Source organism: Streptomyces luteogriseus, from assembly GCF_014205055.1.
GTDB lineage: Bacteria > Actinomycetota > Actinomycetes > Streptomycetales > Streptomycetaceae > Streptomyces > Streptomyces luteogriseus.
The window spans coordinates 1,456,007-1,473,010 of record NZ_JACHMS010000001.1 but is presented as its reverse complement, the minus strand read 5'-3'; the positions used below and the strand labels follow the sequence as shown (position 1 = coordinate 1,473,010).

The following is a 17,004-nucleotide window of genomic DNA, read 5'->3' as shown; positions in this document are numbered from 1 at the left end:
GCACGCACATGAGGAAAGAAGGACAAAACGCCATGGACGGATCGCACCGTCGGGCCGGCTCCCTGCTCGGGACGGTCGGCGCAGCCCTGGTGGTCGCCGGACCGGTCATGCTGTGGCGCGGCCGCAGCGGCCGGAAGGAGATCCGCACCGAGCTGGCGGCCCAGAAGATCACCTTCCCCGAGCGCGGACTGCCCGCCGAACTCGCCGCCTACGCCGGCCGCCGCGTGAAAACCGGCGCCGAGGCGCACGCCTACGCCGAGTTCATCAAGGGCAATCTCGCCCACGCCACGGGCGGTCGCACCTACGCCGAGATCAGCGCAGAGCTGCAAGCCGTCGGCGGCGACGACGTAAAGCTCGCCGAGCTGCGCCAGACCGCGTTCATGGCCCAGTCCCTGCGCGCCTCACTGATGTCCGCCTACCAGGCGTGGCACCTCACGACCCTGGTCACGGGCCTCGGCGCCGCACTGACCGGCCTGGGAGCCGCCCTGGTGACCACGGCGGACGCCCTGACAGCCCGCTCTCCGAACCGTCCTTGACCCTGTCGCGGCACGCACGGACGGGACCGGCACTCCCGTCTCGTCGGGGTGCCCGGCTGCCGCAGGGGATCCCACGCGCGCTGCCTCTCCGACGGTCCGTCCGGCCCTCCTGTGCTTGCCGCGAAGAAGGACCAACGGCCCTGTTCGACAAGACCATCGGCCGCCGCGCCGACCACCGCCGCCGGTGGATGCTGACGGCGACCGATCCGGAGGTAACACCGTGCACGACCACATCGACCACCCTCGAGGCCGATTCCACCGCTGTCGCTCGCGGTGGGTGCCGCGCACGGTCCGGGCCGTTCACCGTCCGGCCGCCCGCCTCGTCCGCCCTGGCTCCAGGGCGGCCGGACACAGCCCCCGGGTGCCAGGGAGGGCTGCGCGATGAGCGCCCCCGGCCATGCCATCCGGCGTCAGCGGCACGACGCGGGGGAGCGGCCGTTCATCGTCATCTGGGAGTCCACCCGGGCCTGCCCGCTCGCCTGCCTGCACTGCCGCGCCGAGGCCGTGCCCGACCGCGACCCGCGCGAACTGGACACCGCCGCCGCGAAGGACCTGCTGCACCAGGTGGCCGCCTTCGGGCAGCCCGCCCCGCTGTTCGTGATCACCGGCGGCGACCCCTTCCAGCGGCCCGACCTGACCGAACTCATCGCCCACGGCCGGGAGATCGGCGTCCGCGTCGCGGTGTCCCCCTCCGGCACGCCGACGCTCACCGCCGGGCGGCTGCGGGAGCTGCACGCGGCCGGTACGGTCGGCCTCTCACTGAGCCTGGACGGATCCACCGCCGACCTCCACGACACCTTCCGCGGCGTGCCCGGAGTGTTCCGCTGGACCCTGGACGCCTGGGACACCGCGCGCGCCCTCGGCATGAAAGTGCAGATCAACACCACGGTCGCCCGGCACAACCTGCGCGACCTCCCCGACATCGCCCGCCTCGTCGCCGAGCACGGCGCGATGCTGTGGAGCGCCTTCTTCCTGGTGCCCACCGGCCGCGGCCGCACCCTCGGCGCACTCACCCCGGCGGAGACGGAGGACGTCCTCAACTTCGTCTACGACGTCGGCCTGACCGTGCCCGCCAAGACCACGGAAGCCCACCACTTCCGACGCGTCGCCCTGCAACGCCAGATCCTCGCCGCCACCGGCGACGACCACATGGCGGTCCTCCGACTCGGCCCGCTGTACCGGGAGTTGCGCGAGCGAGCCGCCTCCCTCGGGCTGGACGACGCAACGCGCCGGACGCGACGCCCGCCCCTGGACGTCAACGCGGGCCGCGGCTTCGTCTTCATCTCCCACACCGGCACCGTGCACCCCAGCGGCTTCCTGCCGCTGGGGGCCGGAAGCGTCCGCCAAACGCCGCTCACGGAGATCTACCGCACCTCCGAGCTCTTCACCGGACTGCGGGACGCCGACCGGCTTGGCGGCCGGTGCGGAGCGTGCGAGTTCCGCCGGGTCTGCGGCGGCTCGCGATCGCGCGCGTACGGCGTCACCGGCGACCCGTACGCCGAGGAACCGTGGTGCGGATACGTCCCCGGATCCTTCCCCTACCAGGCGGAGCTGACCGCGCTGCTGCCCGGCGGCGACGGCAGGAACGCGCCGCACAAGGACAGCGACGCGGGTTCGAATCAGCACCAAGGAGTGGCATGACCAGCATCGCCGGCGGGCCCACCGAGACGGGCGACGCGAGCGGACCCGCCAAGTACCCGAACAGGTTCAGGGCGTCGGGCGTGAAGGCCCGGCATCTGCGCGCCCACGTGCTGGTCGTGGTGTGGCTGGGCCTGGCCCTGCTCGCGGCCGCGGCGCAGGAGACGATGCCGGTGGCCCGCTGGCTGTCTGTGCACATGTTCCTGCTCGGTGCCGTCACCACCGCCATCCTGATCTGGAGCGAGCACTTCGCCGTCGCCCTGCTGCACGCGAAGATCCCCGACGAGGGCTGGAGCACCGCCCGGCTCGCGACGGCCAACCTCGCCGTGGCCGGGCTGCTCATCGGGGTGTGGACCGCCGCTCCCGTACTCACCGCCGTCTCCGCCGCGTTGCTGGTTGCCGCGGTCGGCGCACACCTGGTGTTGCTGGTCCGCCTGGGGCGGGGCGCGCTCGGCGGACGGCTCAAGCCGATCGTCTCCTACTACCGGGCGGCCACCGCCGCCCTGATCGCCGGTGCGGTGCTCGGCTGGATGCTGTCGGGCGGCGGGGCCGGCGGGCCCGACCGGTACGCCGGACTGCGCCTGGCGCACATCCACGTCACGTTGCTCGGCTGGATCGGGCTGCCTGTCCTGGGCACGCTGTTCATGCTGTGGCCGACCGTGCTGGGCGTACGGATGAAGGACCGCACCACCAAGGTGTCCCGATGGGTGCTGTGGCTCACCGGCGGCGGACTCCTGATCGCGGCAGCCGCCCTGGCCCTCGGCTGGCGTCGGCCGGCCGCGGCGGGCCTCGCCCTCTACGTGGCGGGCGCGGCCCTCGCCGTCCACCTGCTCGTGCGTACCGTACGCGGCACCCGCCCCGTCTCTGCGGCAGCGGCCTGGATGCTCGCCACGGCCACCTGCTGGCTGCTGATCGCCGTGGCGGCCGATCTGGCATGGCTGGCCGCCCGGCCGCTCGCGGAGGCACAGGCCGCGATCGACGCTCTGCTGCCGGTGCTGCTCATCGGCTTCGTCGCCCAGATCCTCATCGGCGCGCTGACCTATCTGCTCCCGGTCGTCCTCAGCAGCGGCCCCAAGGATCGTGCGGCCGTGCGGGGACTGATCGAACGGGGCTGGTTGACGCGACTGGTCGCCCTCAACACCGGTGTAGCGCTCGCGGCACTTCCGCTGCCCGGCCCCGCCGCCACGACCGGCATGCTGCTGGCCGCGCTGGCGGGGGCCGCGTTCCTCACCCTCGCGGTGCCGGTACTCGTCCACAGCGGCCGGAAGGCGTCCCCGGACGCAGGAACCGCCGGTGCGTCCCGGCGCCCCGCGCTGTGGGGCACGGCCGCGGGCGTCGCCCTGACCGTGCTGGCCGTGCTCGTGGCCGACAGCGGAGGTGATACCGGCGAGCCGGCCGTCGCCTCCGCGGCGGGCAGCGGGGCTGCGATCGTGAACCGCACGGTCGAGGTGACCCTCGCCAACATGCGTATCCGCCCGGGCCGGATCGAGGTCACCGAGGGAACGACGCTACGGCTGAAGGTCACCAACGTTGACGCCCAGCGTCACGACCTCGAGGTCGAGGACGGCCCGTCGACTCCGATGCTCGGCAAGGGCGACAGCGACACCCTCGACCTGGGAGCCGTCACCGAGGACCGCGAGGCGTGGTGCACCCAGGCGGGCCACCGTGCCGTCGGGATGACCATGGCCATCGTCGTGAAGGACACCGCGAAGGACGGCACGACCGAGCACGCGGACGGTCACGACGGGCACTCCACCACCACCGTCTCGGGCGGGTTGGACCTCGCCGCCGACTTCTCCGACGGCTGGCAAGCACGCGATGCCGACCTCGCCCCCGCGCCCGGCGCAACGGTGCACAAGGTCGAACTGCACGCCGCCCACACCACGGTGGAGGTCGCCCCCGGCGTGAAACAGCAGATGTGGACCTTCGGCGGCAGCGCACCCGGCCCCACCCTGCGCGGCCAAGTCGGCGACACCTTCGAGATCACGCTCGTCAACGACGACACCGGCATGGGCCACGGCATCGACTTCCACGCAGGCGCCCTCGCCCCCGACAAGCCCATGCGTACCCTCGACCCGGGCGAGCGGCTGGTCTACCGGTTCCGTGCCGAGAAGGCCGGAGCGTGGCTGTACCACTGCAGCACCTCGCCGATGCTCCAGCACATGGGCAACGGCATGTACGGCGCCGTGATCATCGACCCGCCCGGCCTGGCGAAGGCCGACCACGAGTACGTGCTGGTCTCCTCCGAGCTCTACCTCGGCATGCCCGGGAGCACCGCCCAGGTGACGAAGATGCGTCAGAACACCCCGGACGCCTGGGCGTTCAACGGCATCGCGGACCAGTACGCCAAGCAGCCGCTCAAGGTGAAGTCGGGGGAGCGGGCCCGGTTCTGGGTGATCGCGGCCGGACCGAGCGACGGCATCGCCTTCCACGTCGTCGGCACCGTCTTCGACACCGTGTACAAGGAGGGCGCCTACGCGCTGAAGCCCAGCGATGCGGGCGGATCGCAGCTGCTGGACCTGGCCCCGGCGCAGGGCGGCTTCGTCGAGACGACGTTCCCGGAGGCCGGCCACTACGCGTTCGTCGACCACGACATGCGTCACGCCGAGGCCGGCGCGCACGGCGTGGTGGAGGTGAGCAGGTAGTGGACACCGTCGGCTGGTGGTCCCTGGTGCGGTTCGCGCATGTGGCCGGCGCCGCCCTGTGGGTCGGGGGCCAGCTGGCCCTCTCTCTGGTGATCCTGCCGCTGGCCCGCCATCTGCTCGGCCCGGAGGCCAAGGACAGCTTCACCGCTGCGGCCGGACGGCGGTTCGGGATGCTGACCGGGACGGTGTTCCTGCCCGTGCAACTGGCCACCGGCTGGGCCATGGCCTGGCATCGGGGAGTCTCGTGGGCCTCGCTCGCCGAACCCGGCTACGGCCGCACCCTGGCGACCAAACTCGCCCTCTTCGTGGTGGTGATGCTCGCCGCGGCCGGACACGGCATCGCCCACGCCAAGGGCCGCGCCGACCTGGCCCGGGCCCTGGCGGTCGTCTCCCTCGTCGGCTCACTAGGCGTCGTCCTGCTCGCCACGGCCCTGCCCGCCACCTGACCAGCAGCCACGAAGAAGAAAAAGGAAGAAAAAAGAGGAGGCATCATGCGCATCCAAGCCGTTCTGGACGCGGCCACCGTGGAGTCGCTCCTGGCAGCCGCCGTGGCAGCCCCGTCGATCCACAACACCCAGCCCTGGCGCTTCCGCCTCGACCCCCACCACCAGGTGCTTGAGGTCCATTCAGCACCGGAGCGCACCCTGCAGCTGACCGACCCGATGCACCGCGCCCAGTACCTGTCCGTGGGTGCCGCCGTCTTCAACCTCCGCCTCGCCGCCCTCCACCTGGGCTGGCGCCCGGAGGTGAGGCTGCTGCCGGACCCGCACAACCCCGGCCTGCTGGCCACCGTACGACTGACCGGACCCCTCGGCGCGGACGACCAGCCACCGGACCCCGCCCTCTACGGGGCCATCCCACTGCGGCACACGAGCCGGATGCCGTTCACCGGACGCCCCGTGCCCGAGCCGATCGTGGCGGAGATGACGTCGGCGGCACACGCCGCCGGCGCGCGCCTTCACGTACCGGACATCGCCGGCACACGACGGCTGCTGCGCCTGACCGGCGTAGCCGAGGCACGCAACCACGCCCACCCCGGCCGCACCGCCGAAACCCTCACCTGGATCACCGCCCCAGGAAGGGACGCCCCCTATGGCATACCCGTCACCGCGCTCGGCCCGCCGGACGCCGGCAGGCGCATACCGATGCGGGACTTCACCGGGCCCATCCCCGCGGGCCGCCGGCCCGCCCTGTGGTTCGAACGCCACGTCCAGCTCGGTCTGCTGTGGACGGCACACGACCGGCGGGACGACTGGCTGCGGGCCGGCCAGGCCCTGCAGTACGTCCTGCTCACGGCGACCGCCCACGGGGTGCGCACGTCACTGCTGCACCAGGCCATGGAATGGCCCGACCTGCGGGCCGCGACCGCCCTACCGCGAAACAAGCGGTGCCATCCGCATGTGCTGATCCGCTTCGGCTACGGCCCGGACGGCGCCGGCGCACCTCGAGCACTCGGGCACTCCGCTGCTCGTCCAGCACCGCCCCCGGCAGCCGAAACCGAAGCGGGCTGAGCGCCGCGGTGCGCGCATGTGGGCAGCCGGAACACGGTCAGCCACTCGGAGTTCCGGTCGATGAGCTCGCGCATGCCACGAGTGAGGAGGCGGACGTTGTCCCGGACCAGCAGGATCGGGCCACCGAGCTGGATGCGAGCCCGGACGAGAAGGCGGCAGAAGTCACGCCACCCGAAACCCTTCGGCTCCCCCTTTCGGTCCCGGTACTCCCGCAGCCCGTAGAACAGCTTGGACCTGGGCCCCGGCTTGAAGCAGCACATGCCCACCATGGACTGACGGCCACTTCCCCGGCTGCGGACCCGCACGACCGGCCTGCGGCCGGCCCGGCCCCAGGTCCTGGCCCGCGGCGGCGCCATTGATTGCTCCGTCCTGGCCGTCGCGGCCCACCGGAAGCCCAGCGGCCGGCGCCCAGGCTGCGCCTCACCGCACGCCGGGCGTTCCCCTGAGTTCGCGTCCGGTGACCATCTCCGACTCGATCCGTACGAACTGCGCGTCCTGCGGGGGCATCCATGACGTGGGGCCGGTCTCCGAGAGCCGGGCGTGCTCGTCGGGATCGGTCACGATCGTGGCCCGTCCGGTGACGACCACGCTCCAGCCGGCCCGGGTCGCCGCGTCGAACTCGTCCGCCTCGAAGGCGACCACGACGCCGTCGATGGCGCGCACGAGATCCGAGCCCGGTGAGGTGCGCAGCAGGACGGAGGCGTCCGCGTCCAGGGAGAAGTTGATGGGCAGGACCGCGGGCAGCGCGTGCCGGGTGTAGACCACGCGGCCCACCGGCACCTTGGCGAGCAGACGCAGGCACTCCTGCCGGTCGAGTGCGCGAAAGGCATCGTTGTGGAACATCAGTCCATCGTCTCCGCGGATGCCGTGTGGGGGTAGGGCCGACCGGCCCTACCCCCACGGGCCCCCTCGCGTGTGCGGACGGCCGACTGCTGCCGTCGTTTCGCGGGAGCCGTGCGGGCAAGCCGGTGGGCGGGGCTGCGCGGAGGGACTGCCGGGTCCGAATCCGGGGACCGTCCGTCCGTCGGTAGGGACTGTCGGCCCATGCCTGCGGTCGGCCCTGACGCGGACAGTGGTTCCCGGAAGCCGTTCCGCAGGCAAGGGGCCTGCGGCAATGCGCGATCCAGGTGGCGCAGTACCACCAGAAGACGAAAGGGACGGACAACATGGTCCAGCCGTTGAAGTCGAAGAGCGGCAGTTCGCCGTCGGGCGCCCCGGTGTCCGGCCGGGCCTGGCTGATGCTGGCCCTGGCCACGGTCGGTTTCGCCGTGAACTTCTGGGCGTGGGCGCTGCTGAGCCCGCTCGGCCCCCGGTTCAAAGACGGACTCGACCTGTCGTCGTTCGAGCAGTCGCTGCTGGTGGCGGTTCCGGTCGTGGTCGGTTCCCTGGGCCGCATCCCCGTCGGCGCCCTGACCGACCGGTTCGGCGGCCGGGTCATGTTCCCGACCGTGTCGGCGGCCACCATCGTGCCCGTGCTCTACCTCGGCCTGGCCGGACACGACTCCCTCGCCGCCCTGCTGATCGGCGGCTTTTTCCTCGGTATCGGCGGCACCGCGTTCGCCGTCGGCGTGCCGCTGGTCAACGCCTGGTTCCCGCCCGAGCGGCGCGGCCTGGCCATCGGCGTCTTCGGCGCCGGCATGGGCGGCACCGCGATCAGCGCCCTGACCACGGTGAAGCTGGTCGACGCGAACGGCATGTCCACCCCCTTCCTGATCACCGCCGCGGTGCTGGCCATCTACGCCGCGGCCGCCGCGCTGCTGCTGCGGGACGCACCCGGCCGCACCGTGCCGACCGAGCCGCTGGGCCGCCGCCTGGCCGCCACCGCCCGGCTGCCCATCACCTGGCAGGCATCCGCGCTGTACGCGGTCGCGTTCGGCGGCTATGTCGCCTTCTCCGTCTACCTGCCCACTTACCTCAAGACCGGCTACGGCCTCACCCAGGCCGACGCCGCTAACCGCATGGCCGGGTTCGTTCTCGTCGCGGTGGCGATGCGCCCGATCGGCGGCTGGCTGTCCGACCGGTTGGGCCCGGTCCGTGTGCTGGCCGGCTCGCTGGTCGTGGTCGTGGCCGGAGCGGTGGCCCAGGCGTTCACCCCGGCGCTGGCACCGGTGGGCACCATCGCCTTCCTGGCCATGGCCGCCGCGCTCGGTGCGGGCAGCGGAGCGACCTTCGCCCTGGTGGCCCTGCGCACCCCGGCCAGCCAGGTCGGCTCTGTCACCGGCGTGGTCGGCGCCGCGGGCGGCCTGGGCGGCTTCCTGCCGCCGCTGGTGATGGGCTCGCTGTACGGCGAGTACGGCACCTACGCAGCCGGCCTCGCCCTTCTCGCGATCGTGGCCGCTGCCGCGCTGGCCTTCACCCTCACCGGGGTGCGCGCAGCCACGGGCGGCGGCGAGCGCAAGCCCCGCACCAGCGGCCGGAGCGGGCGCCGCGCCGCGGGCACCACCGCGTAAAGACGAGAGCGACGTGCAGAGGACGAAGGAGAAGACCGGTGTGCGAGTACTGCGGCTGCCAGGCCCTGGAGACCATCGACGAACTGACCCAGGAGCATGACGAGGTGGTCCGCCTGATCAGCCACCTCCGCCCCGCCCACGAGGACGGCGGAGTGCTCCGGATGGCGGAGGTCGCCCGGGAGATCGCGAAGGTGCTCGGCCCGCACACCGAAGTCGAGGAGCACGGCCTGTTCCCGGCCCTGGCCGGGGACTTCCCCGAGCAGATCGCCGCCCTGGAGGCCGAGCACCGCCGCATCGAGGCGGTGCTGGCCGAGGCGAGCGGCGCGTTCCTGACCGACCCGAGCTGGCCGGACCGCCTGATGGAGGCGATGGCGGTCCTGCGGGACCACATCCTCAAGGAGCAGGACGGCGTCTTCCCGGCAGCGCTGGCGAACCTCGGCACCGAGGAATGGGAAGCGGTCGAGGCCGCGCGCGCCAAGGCGGGCAGCACCCTGTCCCGGCCGGCCGCCTGAAAGGCCCACCCGCCACAGCGCAGCGCTCCCGTTGGCCCGGTCACCCCCGCTCGCCACGAGCGGGCGTCACCGGGCCCTTGGAAGCTGAACGGAAATGACGTGGCAGAGCCCGGGGTTTCCGCGCCGGCACCAGCGGTTCGGAGGGAACGACGACGGCCCCGGGGCCGCCAGGTGCTCACAGGCGGCGCCGAGGTGACGCCGTCTGCGCCGGCTTGTCCATCGCCGCCTGTACGTGTCGGCGCACGACCTTGGCTCGGGCCGCCCGCGGTGGGGTTCGCAACGGCGCGTCGACGGTCACGGCCGCGGAACAGCTTCGGTCCACGGGACCCCTCCACGACAGACGAACCAGCGTCTTGCGCTGGGCGAACGTCCAGGGGGATGCAACCTCTGACGTACGGACACGGGGACGGCCGGCGAAACCGGGGTGACCGGCCTTGCGCGCTGACGATCTTTGCCAAGCTCCGAGCCGTTGATGGTGTGGCTGTTGACCTTCCGGGGGACGGCGGTCGTAGAGTCTTGTGGCCGGAACCGATCACAACTCGAACGGGCCGTGGCGCCCGGGAGCGGAGTGCCGCGGTGAGCACGGACACCAGCTCGGAGCGGACGCGGGCGGGCATGGACAGCGATCTGGCGCAGGCGCTGGTGCGCAGCCGCCGGTTCTTCACCCGGGCGGAGGTCTCCGACGACCTGCGCACCCTGCACCGCAAGGGCGGCCGGCAGGCGGACGAGTTCTACCGGGACCGCTGGTCGCACGACAAGGTGGTGCGCTCCACACACGGGGTCAACTGCACCGGTTCGTGCTCGTGGAAGGTGTACGTCAAGGACGGCATCATCACCTGGGAGGCGCAGCAGACCGACTACCCGTCGGTGGGCCCGGACCGTCCCGAGTACGAGCCGCGGGGCTGCCCGCGCGGGGCGGCGTTCTCCTGGTACACCTACTCGCCCACCCGCGTGCGCTACCCGTACGTGCGGGGCGTGCTGCTGCAGATGTACCGCGAGGCCAGGGCCCGCCTCGGTGACCCGGTGGCGGCCTGGGCGGACATCGTCTCCGATCCTGGGAAGGCGCGCCGTTACAAGCAGGTGCGCGGCAGGGGCGGCCTGGTGCGGGCGAGCTGGGACGAGGCAGTGGAGATGGTCGCCGCCGCGCACGTGCACACGATCAAGGAGTACGGGCCGGACCGGCTGGCAGGCTTCTCGCCGATCCCGGCGATGTCGATGGTCTCGCATGCGGCCGGGGCCCGCTTCTACTCGCTGCTCGGCGGGGCGATGCTGTCGTTCTACGACTGGTACGCCGACCTGCCGGTGGCCTCCCCGCAGGTCTTCGGCGACCAGACCGACGTACCGGAGTCGGGGGACTGGTGGGACGCCGGATATCTGATCATGTGGGGGTCGAACCTGCCGGTGACCCGGACGCCGGACGCGCACTGGATGGCGGAGGCCCGCTACCGGGGCCAGAAGGTCGTCGCGGTGTCGCCTGACTACGCGGACAATGTGAAGTTCGCCGACGAGTGGCTCGCCGCCCAGCCCGGCACCGACGGGGCGCTGGCGATGGCCATGGGCCATGTCATCCTCAAGGAGTTCTTCGTCGACCGGGCCACCCCGTACTTCACCGACTACGTCAAGAAGTACACGGATCTGCCCTTCCTGGTCGCCCTCGACGAGGTCGAGGGCAAGCCGGGCACCTTCACGCCGGGCAAGTTCCTCACCGCCGCCGATCTCGGCGGTGAGAGCGCCGATGCCGAGCACGCGGAGTTCCGGACCGTACTGCTCGACGCCGCAACCGGGCAGCCCGTGGTGCCGAACGGCACGCTCGGCGACCGCTACGGCGAGGCCGGCGCCGGGAAGTGGAACCTGGACCTCGGTGACACCCAGCCCCTGCTGTCCGCCGAGGGTGGCGAGGAGATGCCGGTCGCCGTCGAGCTGCCGCGTTTCGACGCCCCGGACGGCGGTGCGGGGCGGCTGCGGCGCGGCGTACCGGTTCAGCGGGTCGCCGGGCGTCTGGTGACGACGGTGTACGACCTGCTGCTGGCCCAGTACGGGGTGGCTCGCGACGGTCTGCCCGGCGAGTGGCCGACGTCGTACGAGGACGCGGAGGAGCCGTACACGCCGGCCTGGCAGGCGGCGATCACCGGAGTGGACGCGGGGAAGGCGGCGCGGGTCGCGCGGGAGTTCGCCGCCAACGCCGAGGAGTCCGGCGGACGTTCGATGATCATCATGGGTGCGGGGACGAACCACTGGTTCCACTCCGACACCATCTACCGGGCGTTTCTGACCCTGACCACACTGACCGGCTGCCAGGGCGTCAACGGCGGCGGCTGGGCCCACTACGTCGGCCAGGAGAAGGTCCGCCCGATCACCGGCTACTCGGCGATCGCGACCGCCGCGGACTGGAACCGGCCGGCCCGGCAGATGATCCAGACCGCCTACTGGTACCTGCACGCCGACCAGTTCCGCTACGACCCGTTCTCCGCCGACACCCTCGCCGCGGACGGCTCCGGTGCCGGCCCGTTCGCCGGGAAGGCCACCGCGGATGTGATCGCGCAGTCGGCGCGGATGGGCTGGGTGCCGTCGTATCCGACCTTCGACCGCAATCCCCTCGACCTGGCCGACGAGGCGGAGGCGGCGGGCCGCCCGGTCGCCGAGCACGTCGTGGACGAGCTGAAGGCCGGGCGACTGCGGTTCGCGGGCGAGGACCCGGACGCCCCCGAGAACTTCCCCCGCGTGCTGACCATCTGGCGGGCCAACCTGCTGGGCTCCTCGGCCAAGGGCAACGAGTACTTCCTCAAACACCTGCTGGGCACCGATCACTCGGTGCGGGCGACCGAGGCCCCGCCGGACGCCCGCCCGAGGGACGTGGTGTGGCGGGAGGAGGCACCCGAGGGCAAGCTCGACCTGCTGCTGACCCTGGACTTCCGGATGACCAGCACGACCGTCTTCTCCGATGTCGTCCTGCCGGCCGCCACCTGGTACGAGAAGCACGATCTGTCCAGCACGGACATGCACCCCTTCGTGCACGCCTTCAACCCGGCGATCGCCCCGCCGTGGCAGACCCGCACCGACTGGGACGCCTTCCACACCATCGCCAAGGAGTTCAGCCGCCAGGCCGCCGATCACCTGGGCGTCCGCAAGGACGTGGTCGCCGCCGCGCTGCAGCACGACACTCCGGACGAGATGGCCAACCCGCACGGCCGGGTGCTCGACTGGAAGGCGGAGGAGTGCGAGCCGGTGCCCGGCCGCACCATGCCGAAGCTGGTGACGGTGGAACGCGACTACGCGGCCGTCGCCGACAAGATGGGCGCCCTCGGCCCGTTGCTCGACACCCTGGGCGCGACCACCAAGGGCGTCACCTTCAAGGTCGAGCGCGAGCTGGAGTACCTGCGGCACAAGAACGGCACCGTGCGCGGCGGCGCGGCCGACGGCCGGCCCTCCATCGCCCGCGACGTCAACGCCTGCGAGGCGATCCTCGCCCTGTCCGGCACCACCAACGGCCACCTCGCCACCCAGGGCTTCCACAGCCTCGAAGCCCGCACCGGCACGCAGCTCGCTGACCTGGCCGCCGAGCACGAGGGGAAGCAGATCACCTTCGCCGACACCCAGGCCGCCCCCGTCCCAGTCATCACCAGCCCGGAGTGGTCCGGCTCGGAGACGGGCGGGCGCCGCTATTCGCCGTTCACCGTCAACGTCGAGCGCCTCAAGCCCTGGCACACCCTCACCGGCCGCCAGCACTTCTACCTCGACCACGACTGGATGACCGCCCTCGGTGAACAACTACCGGTCTACAGGCCCCCTTTGAACATGCACGCCCTGTTCGACGAGCCGCGCATCGGCGAGACGGGCGAGCTCGGCGTGACTGTCCGCTACCTCACCCCGCACAACAAGTGGTCCATCCACTCCGAATACCAGGACAACCTGTTCATGCTCTCCCTCTCCAGGGGAGGACCCACGATCTGGATGAGCACGCAGGACGCGGCCAAGGTCGGAGTGAAGGACAACGACTGGATCGAGGCGGTCAACCGCAACGGCGTGGTCGCCGCCCGCGCGGTCGTCTCGCACCGCATGCCCGAGGGCACCGTCTACATGCACCACGCCCAGGACCGCCTGATCGACGTGCCCCGCACCGAGACCACCGGCCGACGCGGCGGCATCCACAACTCCCTCACCCGCCTGCTGATCAAACCCAGCCACCTCATCGGCGGCTACGCCCAGCTCTCCTACGCCTTCAACTACCTGGGTCCCACCGGCAACCAGCGCGACGAGGTCACCGTCATCCGCCGCCGCACGAATCAGGAGGTGACGTACTGATGCCCCGTGGCGAAGCCACCATCGGACGGGTGATGGCCCAGATGGCGATGGTGATGAACCTCGACAAGTGCATCGGCTGCCACACCTGCTCGGTCACCTGCAAACAGGCGTGGACCAACCGCACCGGCGTCGAGTACGTGTGGTTCAACAACGTCGAGACCCGCCCCGGCCAGGGCTACCCCCGCCGCTACGAGGACCAGGACGCCTGGAAGGGCGGCTGGGAACTCAACAAGAAGGGCCGCCTCGGGCTGAAGGCGGGCGGCCGGTTCAAGAAGCTCGTCCAGATCTTCTCCAACCCCGTACTGCCGTCCCTCGACGACTACTACGAGCCCTGGACGTACGACTACGAGACGCTGACCAACGCCCCGCTGCAGGAACACACCCCGGTCGCCCGGCCCAAGTCCCTGATTTCGGGCAAGGACATGAAGATTGCCTGGTCGGCGAACTGGGACGACGACCTCGGCGGATCAACGGCGACCAGCGAGAAGGACGTCCTGCTGAACGAGGTCTCCGAGAAGATCAAGTTCGAGTTCGAGCAGACCTTCATGTTCTACCTTCCGCGCATCTGCGAGCACTGCCTCAACCCCTCGTGCGCGGCCTCCTGTCCCTCCGGCGCGATCTACAAGCGGGAGGAGGACGGCATCGTGCTCGTCGACCAGGACCGCTGCCGGGGCTGGCGGATGTGCGTCACGGGCTGTCCGTACAAGAAGGTCTACTTCAACCACCGCACCGGCAAGGCCGAGAAGTGCACCTTCTGCTTCCCCCGCGTCGAGGTCGGTCTGCCCACTGTCTGTTCCGAGACCTGCGTCGGCCGGCTCCGCTACATCGGTCTGGTCCTCTACGACGCCGACCGCGTCCTGGAAGCCGCCTCCACCCCGGAGGAAACCGGCCTGTACGAGGCCCAGCGGCAGGTCTTCCTGGACCCGAACGACCCCGACGTCGTACGCGAGGCGGAGCGGGCGGGTATCCCGCGGGACTGGATCGAGGCCGCCCAGCGCTCCCCGATCCACGCTCTGATCAACACCTACAAGGTGGCGCTGCCACTGCACCCGGAGTACCGCACCCTGCCCATGGTCTGGTACATCCCGCCGCTGTCCCCGGTGGTCGACGCCGTGCGCGACACCGGCGAGGACGCCGAGGACCACCGCACCCTGTTCGCGGCCGTGGACGCCTTGCGTATCCCCGTCGACTACCTCGCCCAGTTGTTCACCGCGGGTGATCCACAGCCGGTGGACGCGGTGCTGCGCCGCCTGGCCGCCATGCGCGCCTACATGCGCGATATCAATCTCGGCCGCGAACCCGACGCCTCCATCCCGAAGGCCGTCGGGATGGGCGAGGAACAGATGTACGACATGTACCGGCTGCTGGCCCTGGCTAAATACGACGAGCGGTACGTCATCCCCCCGGCCCACGCCGAACAGGCGCACAAGCTCGAGGAACTCGCCACCGAGTGCAGCCTCGACTATGAGGGCGGCCCCGGCATGGGCGGCTCCGGTCCCTTCGGTGAGACATCCGGCGGCGCCGCGCCGATCGCCGTGGAGAACTTCCACGCGCTGCGCGACCGGCAGACCTGCGACACCCCGGCCACGCCCACCGACAAGGCCACCCGCGTGAACCTCCTCAACTGGGACGGCAAGGGCTCCCCGCCCGGCCTGTTCCCGGACACACCATCCGGCACGGGAAGCGGTGCCGGCGCGGACAGCGGCGGGGAGGTCGAACCGAAGCCATGAACAGGAAGACCAAGCGCACCGCCCGCACCGCGCCTTGGCATCCCCATGCCTGGCAGGCCCAGTCGCTGTTGCTCGCCTACCCCGACGAGCAGTTCGAGCAGCGCCTGGCCCTGGCCGGCCGGGTGACCGCCACCCTGCCGGAACCGGTCGCCCGCCCGCTGCTCCGCTTCACCGCGCACGCCGAAAAGACCGCCCCCGCGGACCTGGCGGCTGCCTACGTGGCCACGTTCGACCACCGCAAACGCTGCTGCCTCTACCTGACGTACTACGCGCACGGCGACACCAGGAAGCGCGGCGTCGGCCTGCTGCGGCTGAAGCAGACCTACGCCGCAGCCGGCTGGCGCCTGGGCGACGACGAACTGCCCGACCACCTCGCCGTCGTCCTCGAATTCGCCGCCACCGACCCGGACACCGGAGCGCGCCTGCTGACCGAACACCGCGCCGGACTGGAGCTGCTGCGCCTGGCCCTGACCGACGACGCCTCGCCCTGGGCCCACGTCCTGGATTCCGTCTCCGCCACGCTGCCCGCCCTCGCCGGCGACGACCGCGAAGCCGTCATGCGCCTCGCCGCCGAAGGCCCGCCCGAGGAACAGGTCGGCCTCGACCCGTACGCAGCCCCGGTTTTCCTGCCCGACCCCGTCGTAGGAGGTCCCCGATGACCGCGTCCGCGCAGCCCCTCACCCTGGCGGCGGAGGCAGGCACCGGCGGCACGCTGCTGTGGGTCGTCCTGCCCTACGTGGCCCTCGCGATCTTCGTCCTCGGCCACGTCTGGCGCTACCGTTACGACAAGTTCGGCTGGACCACCCGCTCCTCGCAGCTTTACGAACGCCGCCTGCTGCGCATCGGCAGCCCACTGTTCCACTTCGGCATCCTCGTCGTGCTCCTCGGCCACATCGGCGGCCTGGTCATCCCCAAGAGCTGGACCGAGGCAGCCGGGATCAGCGAGCACATGTACCACGTCGGCGCGGTCGTCCTCGGCACGATCGCGGGCGTCGCCACGGTCGGCGGGTTGGCCATCCTGATCTACCGTCGGCGGACCGTCGGTCCGGTCTTCTCCGCCACCACCCGCAACGACAAGGCCATGTACGTCTCGCTGACGCTGACCATCGTGCTGGGCCTGGCCGCGACCGTGGCCGCGAACGTCGTCGGCGGAGGGTACGACTACCGCGAGACCATCTCCCCCTGGTTCCGGTCCATCTTCTACTTCCAGCCTGACCCGGCCCTGATGTCCGGCGCCCCGGTGCTGTTCACATTGCACGCCATCAGCGCTCTGCTGCTGTTCGCAGCCTGGCCCTTCACCCGGCTCGTCCACATGCTCACCGCGCCGCTGGGCTACCTGACCCGCCCCTACATCGTCTACCGCAGCCGCGACGCCCAACTAGGCGCCCGTGCCCCGCACCGCGGCTGGGAACGGACGGGTCCATGACGGCCGGTCCCGTCCCGGACACGTGGGACCACGGGCGTGGTCCGCCGGCGAATGCGAAGCGGCACGAGGGTGGCGGCCGCCCATGATGCCGTAGGCGCCTGGCTCATCCAACGCGAGTACGCCCGCACCGGCTCTCAGCGCGAGGTGTTGTAGAACCCGAACGGGGCCACCGCGCAGCCCGACGAGCATGTGGCCGACGTCGCCTGCCCGCGCCGGCCGCGCTCCACGGCGGCGGCGCCTTCCGAGAAGCCGTG

The 17,004-nt window shown here is 71.5% G+C and carries 12 protein-coding genes and 1 pseudogene; 11 read left to right on the top strand and 2 right to left on the bottom strand.

Annotated features, from left to right (window positions below; translation table 11 throughout):
- Positions 1–32: 32 nt before the first annotated feature.
- From BJ965_RS06735 to BJ965_RS06715, 5 genes are all read left to right on the top strand, one after another.
- Positions 33–536 (top strand): hypothetical protein, encoded by a 504-nt coding sequence (locus tag BJ965_RS06735; RefSeq protein WP_184907827.1) that lies wholly within the window; start codon positions 33–35, stop codon positions 534–536.
- Positions 537–917: 381 nt separating this feature from the next.
- On the top strand, positions 918–2,177 hold the full coding sequence (locus tag BJ965_RS06730; protein ID WP_184907826.1) for a TIGR04053 family radical SAM/SPASM domain-containing protein: 1,260 nt from the start codon (positions 918–920) through the stop codon (positions 2,175–2,177).
- Positions 2,174–4,819, top strand: a complete 2,646-nt coding sequence (locus BJ965_RS06725) for a multicopper oxidase domain-containing protein (protein WP_184907825.1) — start codon at positions 2,174–2,176, stop codon at positions 4,817–4,819. Before BJ965_RS06730 ends, BJ965_RS06725 begins: the two co-directional genes overlap by 4 nt.
- Positions 4,819–5,265, top strand: coding sequence for a hypothetical protein (locus BJ965_RS06720; protein ID WP_184907824.1), 447 nt, complete (start codon positions 4,819–4,821; stop codon positions 5,263–5,265). Before BJ965_RS06725 ends, BJ965_RS06720 begins: the two co-directional genes overlap by 1 nt.
- Before the next feature lie 45 nt (positions 5,266–5,310).
- A complete protein-coding gene (locus BJ965_RS06715) occupies positions 5,311–6,330 on the top strand; it encodes an Acg family FMN-binding oxidoreductase (protein WP_184907823.1) in 1,020 nt (339 codons plus the stop codon).
- An 11-nt stretch (positions 6,331–6,341) separates the two neighbouring features.
- Here the strand turns inward: BJ965_RS06715 and BJ965_RS40585 are convergent.
- Together BJ965_RS40585 and BJ965_RS06710 are read right to left on the bottom strand one after the other, a co-directional pair.
- Positions 6,342–6,692: pseudogene (locus BJ965_RS40585) on the bottom strand (IS630 family transposase); the annotation flags it as partial.
- Positions 6,693–6,750: 58 nt separating this feature from the next.
- Positions 6,751–7,173 (bottom strand): pyridoxamine 5'-phosphate oxidase family protein, encoded by a 423-nt coding sequence (locus tag BJ965_RS06710; protein WP_184907822.1) that lies wholly within the window; start codon positions 7,171–7,173, stop codon positions 6,751–6,753.
- Positions 7,174–7,496: 323 nt separating this feature from the next.
- Here BJ965_RS06710 and BJ965_RS06705 point away from each other — a divergent pair, with 323 nt between their 5' ends.
- From BJ965_RS06705 to narI, 6 genes are all read left to right on the top strand, one after another.
- Positions 7,497–8,780, top strand: a complete 1,284-nt coding sequence (locus BJ965_RS06705) for an MFS transporter (RefSeq protein ID WP_281402693.1) — start codon at positions 7,497–7,499, stop codon at positions 8,778–8,780.
- A 38-nt stretch (positions 8,781–8,818) separates the two neighbouring features.
- Positions 8,819–9,292 carry a hemerythrin domain-containing protein gene (locus tag BJ965_RS06700; RefSeq protein WP_184907821.1) on the top strand — a complete coding sequence of 158 codons (474 nt, stop codon included), beginning with the start codon at positions 8,819–8,821 and terminating at the stop codon, positions 9,290–9,292.
- 615 nt (positions 9,293–9,907) lie between these two features.
- Positions 9,908–13,594: a nitrate reductase subunit alpha gene (locus BJ965_RS06695; RefSeq protein ID WP_184916860.1), complete on the top strand. Its 3,687-nt coding sequence runs from the start codon at positions 9,908–9,910 to the stop codon at positions 13,592–13,594.
- Complete coding sequence (gene narH / locus BJ965_RS06690; RefSeq protein ID WP_184907820.1) at positions 13,594–15,324, top strand: nitrate reductase subunit beta; 1,731 nt, start codon at positions 13,594–13,596, stop codon at positions 15,322–15,324. Before BJ965_RS06695 ends, narH begins: the two co-directional genes overlap by 1 nt.
- Positions 15,321–15,983 (top strand): nitrate reductase molybdenum cofactor assembly chaperone, encoded by a 663-nt coding sequence (gene narJ / locus BJ965_RS06685; RefSeq protein ID WP_184907819.1) that lies wholly within the window; start codon positions 15,321–15,323, stop codon positions 15,981–15,983. The genes narH and narJ overlap by 4 nt, the downstream gene beginning before the upstream one ends.
- On the top strand, positions 15,980–16,750 hold the full coding sequence (gene narI / locus BJ965_RS06680; RefSeq protein WP_184907818.1) for a respiratory nitrate reductase subunit gamma: 771 nt from the start codon (positions 15,980–15,982) through the stop codon (positions 16,748–16,750). Before narJ ends, narI begins: the two co-directional genes overlap by 4 nt.
- The last annotated feature ends 254 nt before the right edge of the window (positions 16,751–17,004 follow it).